Below are 19280 nucleotides of genomic sequence, written 5' to 3'. Positions count from 1 at the left end.
TAAAATCCGAAAACGTCACCCTAAACAGGTGTTATTAATGATCGCTGCAATCTTCTCCGTTTCTTCATGTATAAAAAAATGCCCGCCATTGAAGTAGATCATATTGCAGGTCTTCCCCGTGTGCCTTCTCCAACCCGTGCACTGCTCAGCGGTAAGGTCTTCATCCTTGCCCAGCAGAACAGTAATATTGCTTTCCAGCGGCACAACAACATCTTCCAACGCTTCTGACTCGGAAAGCCGGAAATCATTTCTTAAAAGCGGGAAGAACAGTTCCACTAATTCGGGATGCTGAAGAAAATCCGCTGAGGTTCCGCCCAGTTCAATCACTGCCTCCAGGAACTCTTCATCATTCATCAGGCTATACCGCTTTTTATCCGCTCTCCGCACGCTCGGTGCACCTCTCCCGGAAATAAAAACATGCGAAGGTTGAGACATGTCTGATTCCCGGATCTTTTGGGCCAGATGATAGGAGATCATAGCCCCCATGCTATGCCCGAATAGCACATACGGCGACTGTTTTACTTCCTCCTTTACAATGTGCAATACGTCCTCAACTGCTCCGGGAATATCTTGATATAATGCGTCGCTTATTCTTTTTCCTCTGCCCGGCAGTTCAACCGGAACTAACTCCACTTCCTCCCTGAGATGTTTTCTCCATTTATTATAAATGGTGGCAGATCCACCGGCATAGGGGAAGCAGAAAAGCTTTATTTTACTCATTTGCCTGACATTTTACTATGACCCAAGTTCAAACCCTTTATTAAATTCAAACCTCCAGGGGAGGTTTGAAATGCCGTTATCATTGTTTGGCTGATAATGGAACCTGTTATGAGATTCCAGCTCTTTCCAAACATGCTCCAGGTGGGCTCCCTCGGCGGGCTTCAGGAAAAACACCGCTGCTGTAAGCCTGGTGAGGATTTCCTCGTAAGGAAGTTCCCATTCCTGGATGAGGCCTCTGTTCTTTAGTTCATTCAAATGATTTTTGACTGCCTTGATTGCAGGCACATTACCGATCTGTATCATAGTGATGATTTTAGTCTTTGGTAGTAACGCGATTCTTGAGATCTTCAGCTCCCGTGCTTCTGTCTCTCGAAGCTTTGATAGTCTGCTTTCCGAAATTATAGGTGAAAGTCAGCGCAGCCCTGCGGCTGGTCCATTTATTCAATATAGACATATCGATGTTCTGATACTTTAAAATACCTGTGTATTGCTGGTTCAGGAAGATATCAGATACATTGAGTTTTATTCTTGCCCTGTTGTTAGCAAATGATTTCTGGACACCGGCATTAATACCATACCTGGACCTGGTAGTCCGCTCCATTCCATATACATAGGGTGCTACATACGCAAAACTTAATTCTGCACCCCAGGTACTTGAAATTTTAAAGGATTGATACAGGTTCAGGTTATAAGCCAGCTTTCCTGAATTGAATTGGCCGCCCAGCAAATCCCCGTCTTCATATTTATTATAATAAAGATTGAACTGGTTCTGCATCATCCACCAATCACTGATGGTAATCGGGAAAGAAAGATTAGCCGCATAATTTTTATAAGTGCCCAGGTTTCCCACTATTGCCGTGATCACTTTGGTGGCATTATCCTGCTCTGTGATTTGTACGATATAATCTTTAGTGTTGGAATATCGCAGCGACAAGGTAGCCTTACCTTTGTAAGTATAGCTTAACTCAAAATTATCGCTAAACTGAGGTTTCAGAAAGGGATTTCCCTCATCCAGCGTATACGGGTCCTCATAAAAGATAAAAGGATTGAGCTGTTGATAGTTGGGGCGGTCAATACGCCGGCTGTAGGAGTACCGCAGTGTGTTGTTCTCATCGATATCGTGACTCACAAAAACGGAGGGGAAAAATGAAAGATAATCTCTTTTAACCACTGAATCTACCGTTACAGAATTACCATTTGTAAAAGTTTGTTCCGCCCGCAGCCCTGCCTGTACGGACAGCTTTTTCCATTTTTTATAGAAATTTACATATCCGGCAGTAACATACTCCTTGTAAATAAATAAATTGGATTGTCCGGCAATATTTACCCATTCCCCAGCATCAAGCCTTTGAAAATTATAGTTATTCTCCGTCCTTACGTAATCCTGCTTTAATCCGGTTTCAAATCTAAGCTCGTTTTTAAACAATAGCGTCAAATCTATTCTGCTCGTAAAGATGTCAATGTCTGACTTAGTAAAATTCCGCTGCACAACGGTATTGTCGGGCTTTCCGGAGCTGTCAAAATAACTGGTGTTAAAATCCTGGTCTCTTTTGTTCCTGAACCCGGAATAAGTAGCATCAAAGCTTAAACTTTCCCCTGGTTTGGCCAGGTCGTGCTTTATATTAAAGTTCGCCGTAAGGTCGTGGCGCGGCGCACGAATCATCGAATGCTGCAAAGCGTTGCCGGAGCTATCCTTCAGCATGTCGAAACTGCGGACAGTGATATCACTGAACCCTTTAATATCATCATTCGCCTTATTTCCCTCCAATAACACACCAATCGTCGTTTTGCTGTTAAGCGAATAATCCGCTCCAAGCCTGGCGGAGAGCCCGGTGCCTATCCTGGGAGAGGTAATAAACTGGCTCAATCTGCTCTCAGAAGATCCTGAAAGGACAGTTCGTTCCAGCTGGGTCTGATTATAATCCCCGGTCCTGTTCTGGTAAAAATTCCCAAAAATGTTGAATCGCTCTGTCCTGCTATTAAGGTTCAGGTTCACAGACTCTCTGAAAAGATCGTTGTCTCCGTAGGGCACTATGCCATTCCCTATATTAGCGGAAATGCTTCCATTAGTACCATAGTACTTACTTTTCTTGAGCTTTATATCAATAATACCGGCGTTTCCGGAAGCATCATACTTTGAAGATGGATTGGAAATAATTTCAATGGTGCCAATCTGATCGCTGCTCATCCCTTTAAGCAAATTAGCTAAATCCGCACTGGAAAGGAAGGACTTGCGCCCGTCTATCATAACGGTCACACCGCTCTTATTATTCAGCCTTATCTGGTCGCTCTGGTGATCAACAACCACCCCCGGAGCTTTCTCCAGTATTTCCAGCGCCGTGCTTCCGCCGGCCAGAATACTGTTCTCCACATTTACGATGGTTCTATCAATCCGTTGCTCGATGAGGTTTTTCTTTGAAACAACCACTACCTGTGCCAGTTCCTTTGTTGCCATTTCAACCTGCAGATCCCCCAGATTGACGCTACTATGTGAAGCATCAATGGTGATCCCGTCAATGAATTTAGTTTTAAACCCCATCATGCTGACAACGATCCGGTAATTGCCTGAAGGCACATCCTGGATCATAAAGTGCCCCAGCAGATCCGCTTTTCCGGCTTTCACCACAGCCGAATCGGCTGCCTTTGTAAGCTGAATCGTACATAGCGGTAGCGCGTTCTTTTGTACATCATAAACGGTGCCACTGATGGCGCCCTGGGAAAACGCGCTATTGGCAATGATAAGCAATAGCAAAGTTGCCAAACCCAGTTTAAGAAAAAAGGCTACAAGTTTCATTAGTAATAATTTTAGTTATATGAAGGTTTTGACTTTTCTGAAAAGATTTGAACAGCCTGCATAGAATGCTATAAAAGGAAGCACAAATGAGATTTTTCTGATCGGCCAAAGCCCCTTGATAAACAGGCTCCGTACAAAATAATTTGAAAAATCACCCAGAATATGAATAGGGCTCGCCCAGCAATACGCCAAAGTAAACCCAATCCCCGGGTCAGTAGGTACTACTCCATGATGCCAATAGGGCGGAATATAGAGTGCGTCCCCTTCCATTACGTCAACCACGAATGATTGAATTTTCAGGGATGGGTTCAGCACTTCACCCTGTATATGTTTCTCTTGCCTTAAAAATTCAGTGATATATGCACTTTTTCTCAGGCGGGGAGGTAATAGTGCAACCCGCTTATTTCCATTGACCTGGCACATCAGCGTTTCATCAGCGTCATGGTAATGCCAGGCTGTTGCCGCCCGCCGGTATATGAAAAACCTGCGCTGTGAATATAACCGAGGCTTTAGCGAAGGGTCCAGGAAATTAAACTTACCAAGATCCGGCAGTATGCTTTTAAACCGCCCACCATTAGATATAGGCTCGGAAGGTAAACTGAACACATGGTCACGGTTCTCAAATAAGCGGTCTATCGCATCATGAAAATTCATTTCTTCACGGTCTTTGTTCTGATGTTCGTGACTATTAAAGTTGTTATGCGGATATACATTAATTTTAAAGTTATCGCAGTTATCAATCCAGTATTGCTTTTCTTTCCACCGCGTTACAGCAGGCCAATGTTTCACCGCGCCCTTTACAAGGCAAGGCTTATTCAAAGCCACCCAATTCTCAAGAAAATCCTGCTGTGTTAAGCTTTCAGCTTGCAAGACCGGCACAGCGCCAGCATCTTTGAAACCAGGTATGATCGAAAAGAACCGATCGCACACCTCATTCATTTCCTTGTCAACTTTTATATTTTCCATAAACGTCATTTTTTACGCATCTTTTTTTGTGGCCTCCCTTATCAAGGCTTGTGCAAAAGCATCGGTTGAATCTACTATCACCATTCCCCTGGCTTGCCTTTCCATTTCCAGCAACGAAAATTCGGTGCAACCCAGGATAACAGCGTCCGCCCTTCTTCCTGCGAAATAGGACAACGCTTCGTCCAAAAGCTGTTTGACTTCCTCCGTAATTTTCGAATTCGCCTTTATCCCGAAACGGGGATGATATACCATTTCATGAATAACCGACTCCTGGAATTCAGGGTCTACATCAATCACTTCAAAGCCCATGCTCAGCAAGGTCTTTTTATATATACCTGATTTACAGGTACCATTGGTAGCCAGTACTCCCACTTTTTTAACATGCTTAAACCTTTCGCTGATATATTCACATGTTTCCCTTGGCATGTTCAACAGCTTCACCTCTTCTTCCTGGGACGCAGAGATAATGTCAAATATCTCAGGGGAATGCGCCGTGTTGCACGCCATTCCGATCACGGTCGCTCCGGCGCCTTTCATTTTATTAATAATGGGAATGATGCTGTAAGCGGGATTCATCTCCAGGCGCCCCTCCAGGAACATCGTCCGGTCACCGATCTCACCCGGAAACGACATAAGGATCGTGGATAAATGTTGCTGATCGGTCTCTGCCTTCGTCTGGCATACAATCCTGTTATTAAGATAAATACCGGATTGCGGTCCCATCCCGCCTACTATCCCAATGATTCGACTGTTTATTGATTGCATAGCCATTAATTATGCAGGTTTGCTTTACACTGAGAGATGAGATCTTCCAATTCAGCATTGGCCCCACCTATCGATTTCCCTTTAACAAATGCCTCTAGCGCAGCCTGGTAGTCTTTCCCGTCCAGGTAAAATTTGCCAAGGGAATAATAAGCTTCTGGCTTACTTGGGTGCAACTGCAGGTTCTCAAGCATTACCGCCTTTGTAAAATCTTTGTCTTTCGGATAAACTGTCCAGGCAAACTTTTCCAGCAGCTGATAGCTGGCATTGCTGTCTTCCTCAGCATTTAATTGCGACATACGCTCCAGGATCTCATCTTTCCTGTTTTCGCGGAACAATTTCAGGTAGCTAAGTATAGGACTTGGATAGGATGGAAAATCACTGTCATCCATCAAGGCGTCAATATTGAGACGAACCAGCATAGCATTCAGGCCTTTCAAAAGGGACATTCCAAGACTACTATTTGAGAAAAAGGCTACACCGCACTTTTTCGGAACAGAATAGTAAACCCAGGACCTGAACCCATCATGAACACCGTTTTGAAAGATAATCGTATCCTGTTCCGTCATTTCCAGGCCAAAACCGGCTCCCCAGAAAAGTGCATTGTTATTCTCGTCCAGCTTAATGACAGGGGAAACAATATCCTTTATACGATCTTTTGAAAGATGCTTGCCGTCAAAAATCGCTGCTATCAGCGAGGCATAATCTCTTGCGGTGGTATGAATCCCGCCGGATACTACAACAGAATCATTCTTCCATTTCTTAACAGGAGTACCCAAAGCGTCATATCCTATTGCATAGTTAACAGGATAATTTCCACCTTTCGCATACTTGCTGAAAGTCCGCTGCAGGTGCAAAGGGGAAAAAACCAGGTCATTCAGGTAAGCTGAATCTGTTTGCTTAAGTATCGACCCAAGCACATTACCCAGGTATACATACCCGGCACTTGAATATATAAACTCCTTTCCCGGATCATTTTTAATTTCCAGCAGGTCAGGGTTATTCTCCCGTTTATAATTTTCTATACCGGAAGAATGCCCCAATATCATGCGAGCTGTCACAAGCTTGTATCTGGGGTCGTGCGCCAGGGCGGGGTAAGGCAAATACTCATGCAAGGGTTTATCGAGATCCAGCAATTTTCTGTCAGCCAGCTGCATTGCAGCAAATACAAGAAAGCTCTTGGACAGCGAACACGCTTCAAATATAGTTCCCTTGTCTGCCTGCTGGCTCCCCTGAACAATCTTTTCGCCATAAACATTAAAATAGACGACTTTGCCCGCATTAATCACCGCCAGGGATAAACCGGGCACTCCGGTTTCTGTAATCATCTTGTGAATCTCCCGATCCAGCTTTTCAACCGCTACCTGCCGTCCGTTTACCATAAACGAACGTGGCTGCTGAGCGTAGCTCCATTGTACCGGCAGCGATAAAGATAAAAGCATCAGCACCAGCAAAGAAAAAGATCTACTAAGCATGCCGGACCGGCTTTCAAAAGATTTATTTGAACAGTAATGCATAAAACAAATATTGTTGTATTTGAAAAAGCCGCCCTCAGGCAATACTACCAATCAGATCCGCGGTACCAGGGATGTTTTTATATTCCTCAAGCCGGCCGTTTTTCATCTTAAAGATCTTTGTAGCTACATCAAAATAATTGTCATCATGGGTGATTGCGATGACGATCTTTCCCTTTTTCTGCATTTCCGGCAAGAGCACTCTATAGAAGAAACTACGATATGCGGGGTCCTGGTCTGCTGCCCACTCATCAAATAGATAAATGGGAGAGTCTTCAAGGAAACATTGCAACAACGCCAGCCGTTTGCGTTGTCCGCTTGACAACTCGATGGTACTATACTTGTTTTCGGAAATTTCAACTTTGCTGTCCAGCTCCAGAATTCTCAAATACCGTTCTATTTCACCGGCCTTGAGTTCAATGTTTAAATTGTATAGTTTCTGAAAAAGATAAGCAGGGCTAAATACAGCTGAAAAATACTCACTCAGCACAGCGCCGCTCACTACTTTGTTATTAATCAATATTTCACCCTCATCAGGAACATATAAGCCGGTAATTAACTTTGCAAGGGTAGTTTTGCCACTGCCATTTCCACCAATAATAAAAAGCACTTCTCCTGCTTTTACCTCCAGGTCTATAGGGCCGATCTCAAAAAGCTCCCGCTCGGTCTTGCCCTTATGTTTAAACCGGACACCCCTGATTTTAATGTTTTTGACTGCAGGCTCCAGCGGTGGCAGCGCCTGGCTGAGATCAATGGTCGCCGGTATATCTTTCAAAAAGTCCTGGATACGTCCCCAGGCTATCCTTAACTGCATTATTACCGGAACTGAGCTTAACAATTCATTGATGGGTTTCATCAGGTACAAAAGAATAATTACAAAGCTCATGATCGTACTTGCATACACAGCCGGGAATATTTTCGGGATGGCAAAAACTACCGTTCCCAGCAACAGCACCAATAACGATTCTCCAATCATACTGGCATTGATAAATCTGACATTCGCGGTTATCATGCTTTTCTTATAGCTCATCACCGTATCATCCACATCTGCCTTGTATTCCAGCTTTTTATTCCGGTGCAGGCTGATCTCCTTAAATCCATCTACCAAGCCATTGATGTGATTCATAAATTGATTACGCAGATTCCAGGCCCTTTCGTAGTACTTGTTCGTAGTCTTACTGACAACATAAAAAATAGCTGTAACGGTAATTACCAGCAGTATTGTTAAAACAGTTGCCCAAAAAGCAATTGTTGCCAGGTAGGCGAAAGCCCCTATTGCCGTAAAAGTGCTGGTGATAAGCATAACAAGCATATTAGTGGATTCACCAACCGTGTTCACATTATCATTAAGTACGGTGTAGGTCTTTCCCTTGTCCATTTTCTCAAAGTGCTGATACCTGGAAGAGAAAAGCTTTTCGATGATCCTTGTTTGCAACGTAGACACCACATTACGTGTAATCTTCACAAGGCTGGTCTGAACAAATCTTCTCCCAAATATGTACAAAAGGCAGGTCAGTGAATAGTAAAATAAAAGGTATCCCCACTGGCTGTCATTTCCAATAGAGGACGTAATGAAAACGATGATGAGCATATTGGCGAAACCGGATATGATGCTCATTAATATGATCTGGGGCAATCGTTTCTTTAACTGGTCTTTATCAGGAAACATCATTCCGATGAAATAGGACAGATAGGTAACCCCGATGGCCACCAGTGCTATTTTAATAAGTACCGCAAAGCTAAAGGGCATCCATACAATCGCCGTATCCCATGAAAGTCCGGCCATTGCACGTGGCAGCAAATAGATCCCTGCCAAAAAAGGCAGGATACATACCATTGAAAGTGCAAACCGGAGAACGTCAGCGCCGCGCAAGCGCTCAAAACTGGTTTTCTTTTTGATCACATTATAAACCAGTCTGCCGGTCCACAGACAAACGGCAAGAATATATAAACCAATTAAGTATACCAGGATTGAAAAAGTGCTATCGGATTTATCAACCTGTGATGTATCTTTTAAAGGGTATTCAGCGCCAATTATCTTAGCAATGTTTTGCCCTATTAACGTAGTGTAACTGCTATTGGAATTGGCAAGAACAGCGAAACCGAAACCTTTCCTGCTGTTCACATTGATATAAGAGGTAAAATTCGGGTTTAACCCATCATGATAGATATTTGAGCTGCCGTCCAGTAATACGTGCCATCCCATGGCATATGCAGACATGTCATGCAATGGCACCTCTTCATCCCGTTGATGCGTCAACATAACCAGCTCAGAAAAACGGTTCTGTGTCTGCCCTGTCTGCAGTGCTATCCATTGAGCTATATCCACCGCGTTAGAGATGATATATCCTGCCGCGTTATTCGCTTTGTATACCGGGGCCTGGTACTCTTTTGCACTAAAAAAACCGATTTTATATCCCTTTGACATCATGCTGCTGTCCGATGGCAAACCGATTGTTGTATTTGTCATACCCATCGGCGCCAGTAAATGCCCGGTTATATAATCCTCGAACGGCTGCCCGCTAACCTTTTCAATGATCAGCGCAAGGACATCATAGTTAATGGTTGCGTATTCATACTTTTTGCCGGGCAAATGGTGAAGTGGCAGGTTCATTAATTTCTTCACGCTTTCTTCAAGTGCATCCTTCCGGTTGCTTTCGGAAATAACATCTATGCTCTGCCAGGGGATTCCGCTGGTATGGTGCAGGAGCTGCCTCACCGTGATAGCTGCGACACTGTCCTTATACTTCATTTTAAACCAGGGAAGATAGCTGGAAATCGTACTATCCAGCGATAACGCTCCTTCCTTTACCAGTTGCATTGCAAGCATAGCGGTAAACGCCTTACTGCAGGAAGCAAGTTGAAACAAGGTCGTTTTTGTAACCGGTTGCCGGGTCTGCAGATCCGCATACCCGTAACTACGGATATACTGTTGCTTACCATCTACCAGCACCAGGCTCAGGCCCGGTATATGCCCTTCGCGCATACCTGCTTTTACCTGGTTGTCTATCTCCCTGAATATTGTCGCAGTATCTCCTGTCTGGGCAAGCCCGGGAAAACTCAATGAGCATAGGAGCGCAAAGGAGCACCAAAAGCTTAATACTATGTTCGTTCGCATCATTCGACATTATATGATTACCTGCATTGAATTTTGATTGATCTCGGCTGAATCCGCATCTTCTGGAAGGGAATACTCGTTAAGCGATAGCTGGCTGTCTATGTATTCAGCCATTAGCTTAATGCTTACCCGCTTGAACACCTCCTTCAATGGCAGCTCAATTTGCATCGTTTCGTAGATGATGTTGATGAGCTCTAATGCCTTTAAAGAATGTCCACCTAATTCAAAGAAGTTATCCAGGACGCCAATATTCTCGGGGTTCAAATTCAACACCTGCGACCAGATCTCTCCAAGCTTTATTTCTGTCGCTGTCCCGGGTTTTTCAAATTCCTCTTTTCTGAATTCATAATCCGGCAGCGCCTTTCTGTCTAGTTTACCATTGGCGGTAACAGGGATGTAGCCCAATCGCACAAAATAGGTGGGTATCATATACTCCGGTAAGTTGGCTGACAAAAAGTCTTTCAGATCGGCTATTTCATCTTTAGCCACATAGTAAGCGATCAATAGCTTATCGCCGTCTTTCTCTTTTACAATGACGGCAGCGCTTTGGATCAAAGGATGTAAACCAAGTTGCTTTTCCACCTCACCCAGCTCTATACGGAACCCTCTTATCTTTACCTGGTCGTCAACCCTTCCCAAATATTCGATATTACCATCATCCATCCACCTTGCGAGGTCACCTGTTTTATAAATTCGCTCGTTCCCTGCTATCGGATGTACAATAAACCGCTCCGTAGTCAATGCTTCATTATTTACATAGCCTTCCGCCAGTCCCACACCTGAAATATAAAGTTCGCCTGCTATGCCCACTGGCAGCACTTCAAGGTTTTTATCCAGTATATAAAGTTTAATGTTGTCGATCGGCTTTCCAATGGGCACCTTAGTCATCGGCAAGTCTGAATAGCAATTGAAGTAACTAACATCCACCGTTGCTTCCGTAGGACCGTACAGGTTAATCAGCTTGATTTCCATGTCCTGGTACAGCAAGTGGTTGAACCGGTTGACAACCTGTACCGGCAAAGCTTCTCCGCTGGCGAATACATACCTCAGGGTTTTCATTCTTGTCAGGCTGAAATCTTCCCTGTTAATGTATTTAAGAAAAACATTCAACATGGAGGGTACGAAGTGGACGACCGATACCTTACTATGCACGATCGTATCCGCAATCTTCCAGGGGTTCTTTTCTCCCTGGGGTTCCAGCATTACCAGTTTAGCTCCCTGCGTCAGCCCCCAGAAAAGTTCCCATACGGAAACGTCGAAGGTATAGGGTGTTTTTTGTAGTAGTACGTCCTCAGCGCTGATCGGATAGGCCTTCTGCATCCAGTTAAGCCGATTCACCAATGCACGGTGGCTGATTAAAACCCCTTTGGGCCTGCCGGTTGATCCTGAAGTGTAAATGATATATGCCACATCTTCCGGGCTTGGTAAAGCTACCTGGACCATGCTGTCATCACTATGGTACAGGTCCTCGTCCTTCAGATTGATCTTTGAAATCCAGGCCGGAAAATTTGTCCGGCCATCATCATCCAGGAGAACAAGTTGTACATCCGCATTTTCAAGCATGTAGGTATTTCTTTCCAGCGGGTTCCCGGTATCAATCGGCATATAAGCATGTCCTGCTTTCATAATTCCCAGTATACCGATCATCATTTCGAAAGAGCGCTCTGCTGAAATACCAATAATTGAATTGCGGCTCAGACCTGTTTCCTTGATGCGGCCTGCCAGCGCGCTCGACATTGCATCCAGTTCAGCATACGACATTTCCTTACCATCGGCAGCAACCGCCGCATGATCTCCATGCAACAAGGTTTGCTCCCTGATCAGATCCAGGATGGTTTTGTCTGCAGGGAAGGCAGCGGCCGTATCATTGAAAGCCTCAAATAATTTAACGCGTTCATCCTCGCTTATCAGCTGGGCTGCCTTCAGTTCCATAGACATGTCTTCCATCATAAGGTCCAGGACCCGCATATATATACTATGGAAGCGTTCCACCTGGTCTGTATCAATAAAGGACGAAACAAACGTGTAACTAACATCACATCCTTCAGCACCCTTCTTGATATTAATATCAAAACGGGTATTCCCTCTTACGAAATTGCTGATGTCCAGCGCGCTCTCCTCCCTCATTTCCTTTTGCAGGCTGAGCTCATAAGACGAGTGAAAATCTGTGTAATTAAATAGAATATCTGTAATAGGGTTATCACCATATTCGTACTCCTTCAGGGCCCTGTTAATATTGAACAGGGAGGTGCTGTCATAGGGCTTGATCTGCCGCAGCTTGCGGTCGGCTGCCGCCATGAGCGCCGCACCGGTTGGCACCTGGTCAAAGATCATCCGTACCGGTATAGTGTTCAAAAAGTTGCCAAATACATTCTCCCCGTCTTCACCAATATCCCTGTTGAAAGTAACAAGCCCTACTGTTATATCATTCTCATAATTCATGATCTTTATGGCATACATACAGGCGGCAAACAGCATCGTCTTCATGCTCATATTGTTTTGCTCGCACATGCTAAGCAGGCCCTGATACTGGTCATCGTCAAAAATCCTTCTCAGGAGCTTATACTCGTTTTTATTCCCGTTATGGCCAAATGTGATTTTCTTAAAGCCTTCCAGCTCATCCTGCCAGAACTTGATGTTATTCGGATCCCGGTCATAAGCCATTTCACGGGTTATAAACTCTTTATAACCGGTTTTCAAAGGAGCCGGCAGGTAATTACCATCAAGCTTCAATTCAGCATAGGTATTATTCAATTCATTCAGGAAGGTAGATATGCTCCAGCCATCGCTAATAGCATGGTGAATGTCAAACGTCATAAAATGAACATTCTCTGCTATTTTGTAAACGGCCATTTTCCATAACGGTTCCCTATCCAGTTGGAACTTCTTCTTACGGGAAAGCTTCAGCTCATTGCGGATGAAATCCTCCTGGCCCTTTCTGTCGATCAGGCTGACGTCTGTATAAGGAATGTCCATATCCATCTCTTTGTAGATAATATGTGCAAACTCTTTTACGTCCAAAAGGGTCCTGAACGAAGCATGCCTTTTTGCAAGCAATGCCATGGCTTTCCTGACAACCGCCATATCAAACTGCTCATAAAAAACCGGCCAGGCCAGTTGTTCATAATACAAATGATCCTCCGGATGCTTCATCTGCACAAAACACATCCCCTTTTCAATATTGCTCATCGGGTAAACTGCCTCTATCCGCTCATCAAAGTGCTTTTCCAGGTATTTCTGACCAAATGACGCTATATCTGCCTCCACTTCCGCCTCGTATGAATCGTACGAGCCGGATTTTACTGATTCGATATGGGCAGACAGTGCTGCTATGGTTTGGTGATTGTATAGATCTACAATCCCGATTTTCACATTCAGATAATTGCTGATCTGGTTGATCAGGCGGATAGCTTTTATTGAATCACCGCCCAATGAAAAATAATTGTCTGTAACACCGATCTTAGGCAAACCTAAAACCCGCATCCACACCTCCGTTAAGCGTAATTCAGTAATCGTAGTGGGCTGCGCATAATCCCTTGATATAATCACTTCCGGCTCCGGCAGTTCGGCCACATTAATTTTACCATTCAGGGTCAGGGGCATTTTGTCTATCCTGACAAAATAGGAAGGTATCATATACGCGGGCAATTTCTCCGCCAGTACAGCCCGCAGATGGCTGGTAGCAATTTCCTTATCAGAAATATAATAGGCTATTAAAAAGGGATTGCCGTCATTCTCCTTGTACAGGACTTTCACTTCCTTAATAAACCTGTATTTGATCAACGCGCTTTCAATCTCTCCCAATTCGATCCTGAACCCATTCAGCTGTACCTGGTTATCCAACCTACCCTTATACTCCAGCTCTCCTTCCTCCCCTAATTTCACGCCATCTCCGGATTTGTAGAGCCGCTTAGCTTTATGGTATGGATCGGCAATAAATCGCTGACTGGTGAGCGGTACATTATTAATATATCCCCTTGCCACCCCGGCGCCTCCTACATAGAGTTCCCCGGGCAGGCCTGCCGGTACCAGGTTAAGGTCTTTATCAAGAACATACCCTATCAGGGTGGGCAAAGGCGTCCCAATATTGCTGATGCCTACCTCTACATCTGAAGGAGTAATTTGTTTGTAAGTATTGTGCACAGTTGTTTCAGTAATACCGTACATGTTAATGATCCTGGTCTCAGGATACCGCCTCATCCAGTTTTTCAGCTTGGATACATTCAGCTGCTCCCCACCAAATATGATATATCGCACGCTCAGATCAAGACCCTCTCCTTCGAAATTAGCCTGGGCCAGGTTATAAAAGGCAGTGGGCGTTTGGCAGAGCACCGTAACTTCCTTCTCTTTTATCAATTGTAAAAAGGCATAAGGATCAATGGTATCCTGCTTTGAAACGATGATTACTTTCCCGCCTCTTGACAAGGCGCCAAACAGTTCCCACACACTAAAGTCAAAACAATATCTATGGAACATTGTCCAAACGTCTGAGCTGTCAAAGTCAAACTGGAACTGATCGTTGAAAAGCAGGCTAATCAGGTTCCCGTGAGAGATCATCACGCCTTTAGGACGTCCTGTTGTACCTGATGTATAAATAACATAACATAGTTGATGCTGTTCGCGTGCCACAAGGGGATTGGTTGTGGGCAATAACTCTTTGGACAGTTTGTCGATCAATAATACCTTTTCCGTATCTGTTTCGAGCATACCGGCCAGATCAGAACTGGTGATCAATAAACCCGCAGCACTATCGGCCATCAAAAACCTGTTTCTTTCAGCAGCTGCTTCCTTATCAAGTGGCAGATAAGCGGCACCGGATTTTAATACCCCCAGCATTGCCACCACCATATCAATGGACCGGTCCAGCAGCAGGGCGATGATTGTTTCCGGTTTGGCCCCTCTCACTAACAAACAATGCGCTAAACCATTCGCTTTCTCATTTAACTCCCTGTACGAAATAACTTCCCCATAACAATCAACTGCTATCGCGTCTGGCTGACAGGCCACCTGTTCTTCAAAATAATCAATGATCGTTTTATCGCCAGGATAGGTTGCTGATGTGAAATCCAGCTGATTAATCAACTTACTCTTTTCGGCGGCATCCACCATTTCAATGCTGCCAATTGAAATATCGGGTGTTGCTGCAACCATCGAAACAATCCGTTGAAATATCCGGGCAAATGTTTGAATAGTCTCTTTCTTAAAAAGAGTAGTTGCGTATTCAAACTGAAGTGCTATTCCCGCTTTCGTCTCTACGGCAGTTAAACTGACATCAAATTTTGAAACCTTTCTTTTGAAGGAATAGGGTATCAGCTCCATACCCGGTATTTCGAGCGCTGCGTCACCGAAATTCTCGAAGGAAAATACCGTCTCGAACAACATATCATGGCTCGTGTTCCTGTCAAGTTTCAATTCATCTACCAGCGAATCGTAAGTAAATCCCTGATGATCAAAACAGGCCAATGTTTTATCCTTTATATCGGCAAGTAGCTGTCTGTATGATTTATTCCCGTTAACCCTGCTCCTTACAGGTACCATATTTACGAACATGCCGATCAGTTTATCCAACCCTGCGTGCATTCTGCCGGAAGAAGGCGTGCCAACCACCAGGTCTTCTTTTCCTGTCAATTTATACAACAGGATATTATACATGGTCAGTAGCACCATAAACATCGTGCTCTTTTCTGCCTCGGCTATCTTTTTCAGCTGCTGGCATTCCATTTCACCGATACTGAAGCTCAACACGTCCCCTTCATAGCTTTTTACGGCAGGCCTTACAAAGTCTGCAGGAAGTTCAAGCGCTTCCGGCTTATCCGAAAACTCCTTCAGCCAGAAGTCCTTTTGCTGCGCGATGACATTCTTCTGTGCATCACTTTGCTGCCATTCGGAGAAATCAGCATACTGCAGCTGCAATGGCTCGGGGGCATTACCGTTGTAGAGCGACATAAAGTCTCTGATCAAAACTCCCTGTGAAACGCCATCAGAAACGATGTGATGCATATCTGCCATGAGAATATGCTCCTCATCCGAAATGTTGATCACCCCCACCCGGAGCAATACATCCTTACTTAAATCAAAAGGCTTTACAAATCCAAGAACGATCTCTTCTACATCCTGGTGGCCCGGATCATAATAGCAGATCCTGAAATCCGTTTTCGGCGAAACATATTGAACGGGCTCCTCATCCATCATCACAAAAGTTGTCCTTAAGCTGTCATGACGGGCCAGCAGGGCTGAGAATACCGACCCGAGCTTCTCCTTGTCCAGCTTCCCTTTCAGGGTAACGGCCTGGAGCATGTTATAAGCCAGGGAATTTTTGTCAAATTCATAGAGGAAATACAAACGGCGTTGCGCAGCGCTTAACTTATAATAATTGGGCTTGGTTGATCTTGGTATATCAGCATACGTATTGCCGTGTTGCTCCGGCTCACTACTGTTCCGGTGTTCGCCAATGAGCTGCCAGAGTTTTGCCGGTGTTGAATGTTCAAAAAAAGCTTTGACAGATATATTTACTCCATAAATTTTATGAAGCTGGTTAGTCATCGTCAGGGCTTTCAGCGAATCTCCACCTACTTCAAAAAAGTCATCAGTCGCTGTAATACTGTTTTTACCAAAAAAATCATTCCAAAGGCTCACTAACTTTGTCACTCCAGGATCTTGCTGGTGCCGGGATACTACCGCGGAGCGGCCGTCTTCCCGGCCTGCCGCTTCCGCCTCGTTCTCCATCAGCACCGGTTGTCCGTTACCCATCAGTTTCGCAATCATCTTATAGGCATCCACATTTACGGGGTAGGGTACTTTTTCAAAAGCATAGGCAGGAAGTGATAATTTATTTCTTTTTCCCCCTTTATGTAAATTCTCCCAGCCTGGCTGTACCCCGCATAGCCACAAGCTGCCTAGCGCATTGAGCAGATGTTTTACATCATCTGTGGCCTCGGCCTGTTTCCTTACCATACTCACTACCTGGTGCGCTTTCGTTCTGTTGCGGTTTGATCTTACAAAGGTAGACAGCGTTTGGCCAGGCCCGATTTCAATAAAGATCGCGCGGTCCATGGCGAGAACATGCTCAACACCTTCTGAGAATCTTACTGCTTGCCTGAGATGTTTCGCCCAATATTTAGGGTCTGACAACTCCTCGTCGAGCGCCGGCTGCCCGCTCAGATTTGAAATAACCGGAATAGTTTGTTTATTATATGTAAGCCTCGCTGCTACGCTTTCAAACTCATCCAGGATACCATTCATCATAGCTGAGTGAAATGCATGGGAAGTGATCAGCTTCTTACACTGAAAGCCTTCTTCCTCCATCTTTAACTGGAGTTTCTCCATGTCGCCGGAAGGGCCGGACAATACCAACAGCTCGCTGCTGTTGATGGCAGCAATTGAAACAGCCGGAAAATCTTCAAGCAATGGCTGCAGGCCGCTCACAGATGCAGAAACGCTTAGCATAGATCCCTTTTCGGCCTGCTGCATTAACAGTCCACGGTTAATGACCAGCTCCAGTGCGTCTTCCAGGGAAAATACGCCACTGATACATGCTGCCACATATTCACCAATGCTATGTCCAATCAGCATCTCCGGTTGAATACCCCATTCCATCAGCATACAGGCCAATGCATATTCCGTCATGAATAGCGCCGGCTGAGCATAGCGTGTCTGGTTGATCAGATGCTCAGATTCAGCACCTCCAAACAATACCGGTATCCAGGATGATCCTGATATTTTTTCAGCCAGCGCCAGGCATTTATCTAATATGGCGGCATATTGAGGCTCCCTGCTATACAGGCCCTTATACATTCCGGCATATTGAGCGCCCTGCCCCGTAAACATAAAAACGATATTCTTCCCGGTCATCGTTTCGGGAACTTCCGCATTGATAAACGCTTCGTCCATTTTCCCTACCGCATCTTCCACTCCGTCACAAACAACCATTTTCCGGAAACCGAAATGTTCTCTGCCCGTTTGCATCGTGAAAGCCGCATCAGCCAGGTTCAGGTTCGGGTTATCTCTTAAATAATCTTTGAATTTTAAAACATTGTTGTTGAGTGCGTGAGATGTTTTTGCCGAGAAAACCAGTAATTTCTTCCCAGCTTCCGAAGACACCAAAGGAGCAGGCGCTTCTTCCAGCACCAGGTGAACATTTGTTCCGCCAATACCAAAAGAGCTTACTCCGGCTCTTAGTGGCTGCTGGTCATTTTCCCATGATCTGAGGCTGTTATTCACATAGAACGGCCCAGCGCTAAAGTCGATCTTGGGGTTTGGGGCTTTATAATGGAGACTGGGCGGTATCTGCCTGTGCTTGATGGAAAGCACCGCCTTAATAAGACCAGCGATACCCGCCGCCACATCTAAGTGCCCGATATTTGTTTTCACTGAACCAACCGCACAAAATTGCCGGCGGGAAGTATTAAATGCCTTTGAAAGTCCCTCAATTTCTATAGGATCGCCCAGGATGGTACCTGTACCATGCGCCTCAATCATCCCAATACTTTCCGGCTCCGCTTTGGCCCATTTATGTGCCATCATGATCACCTCCGCCTGGCCATCCACGGACGGCGCAGTGAATCCCATTTTCCCACTGCCATCATTGTTAATAGCAGCTCCTTTTATGACAGCCCATATATGATCGCCATCCTTTAGCGCATTTTTCAATGTTTTCAGAATAACTACCCCGGCGCCCTCCCCCGAAATAGTTCCGCTTGCTGCTGCATCGAAGGCTCTGCAATGGCCATCTTTGGAATGGATCATTCCCTCCGTATATACATAGCCCTTTTTACCTTTATTAGTAATCCTGATGCCACCGGCAATAGCAATATTGCAATCCCCCATCAAGAGGCTCCGGCAAGCTTGCTGTACTGCAGCCAGTGAACTTGAACAGGCCGTATCAACAAATACAGCAGGCCCTTTCAGGTTAAAGGCGTAGGATAGTTTCGTCGCCAGGAACCTGGCATTGCTCACCTGAGAGGCGGTATAATCATCTACAGCCCCATCCTGGTTCAACAATTCAGCAAAGACCTGCCAGTTAACATTAGTGGCTGCTCCGGCAAAAACCCCTACCTTATTCTTTTTCTCCTTTAGATCAAGGCCTGCATCTTCAATGGCTTCCCAAACGCATTCATGAAATATTCTGATCTGGGGGTCCATAATTTTTGCCTCATTGGGCCGGTAATTGAAAAAACCCGCGTCAAAGTATTCTTTACCTTCCAGGTAACTGTTTGCTTTTACATAATCCGGATGCATCAACAAGGTTTTGTCTTCTCCGGCCTCCTCTAATTCCTTATCTGTAAAAAAACTGACAGACTCCACCCCATCTTTAAGGTTTCTCCAAAAGGCATCTAAGTTGCTAGCGCCTGGAAACCTTCCTGACATTCCTATAATGGCGACTTCTAAACCGCTATATTCTTTCATA

8 protein-coding genes are annotated in these 19280 nt (G+C 44.9%); all 8 read right to left on the bottom strand.

The window, feature by feature from the left end; translation table 11 throughout:
- Window positions 1-15 precede the first annotated feature (15 nt).
- From ACR9Y8_RS19940 to ACR9Y8_RS19905, 8 genes are read right to left on the bottom strand one after another with little or no spacing between them, the layout of a single operon-like run.
- A complete protein-coding gene (locus tag ACR9Y8_RS19940) occupies window positions 16-720 on the bottom strand; it encodes a thioesterase II family protein (RefSeq protein WP_481215007.1) in 705 nt (234 codons plus the stop codon).
- Window positions 721-735: 15 nt separating this feature from the next.
- Window positions 736-1023, bottom strand: coding sequence for a hypothetical protein (locus ACR9Y8_RS19935; protein WP_481215006.1), 288 nt, complete (start codon window positions 1021-1023; stop codon window positions 736-738).
- A gap of 10 nt (window positions 1024-1033) precedes the next feature.
- Entirely contained in the window at window positions 1034-3514 is a 2481-nt protein-coding gene (locus ACR9Y8_RS19930) for a TonB-dependent receptor (RefSeq protein WP_481215005.1), read from the bottom strand.
- 15 nt (window positions 3515-3529) lie between these two features.
- Window positions 3530-4480, bottom strand: coding sequence for a cupin-like domain-containing protein (locus ACR9Y8_RS19925; RefSeq protein WP_481215004.1), 951 nt, complete (start codon window positions 4478-4480; stop codon window positions 3530-3532).
- A 12-nt stretch (window positions 4481-4492) separates the two neighbouring features.
- Entirely contained in the window at window positions 4493-5245 is a 753-nt protein-coding gene (locus ACR9Y8_RS19920) for an aspartate/glutamate racemase family protein (RefSeq protein WP_481215003.1), read from the bottom strand.
- 5 nt (window positions 5246-5250) lie between these two features.
- Complete coding sequence (locus ACR9Y8_RS19915) at window positions 5251-6759, bottom strand: serine hydrolase (RefSeq protein ID WP_481215002.1); 1509 nt, start codon at window positions 6757-6759, stop codon at window positions 5251-5253.
- A gap of 34 nt (window positions 6760-6793) precedes the next feature.
- The gene (locus tag ACR9Y8_RS19910) at window positions 6794-9874 is read right to left on the bottom strand and encodes a cyclic peptide export ABC transporter (RefSeq protein ID WP_481215001.1); all 3081 of its coding nucleotides are present in this window, start codon (window positions 9872-9874) and stop codon (window positions 6794-6796) included.
- 9 nt (window positions 9875-9883) lie between these two features.
- The gene (locus tag ACR9Y8_RS19905; protein ID WP_481215000.1) at window positions 9884-19279 is read right to left on the bottom strand and encodes an amino acid adenylation domain-containing protein; all 9396 of its coding nucleotides are present in this window, start codon (window positions 19277-19279) and stop codon (window positions 9884-9886) included.
- Window position 19280: the final 1 nt, after the last annotated feature.

It is taken from the genome of Chitinophaga sp. SVR4-12A, from assembly GCF_056754765.1.
The sequence above is the reverse complement of the archived record's forward strand: the minus strand, read 5'-3'. Positions and strand labels throughout refer to the sequence as shown.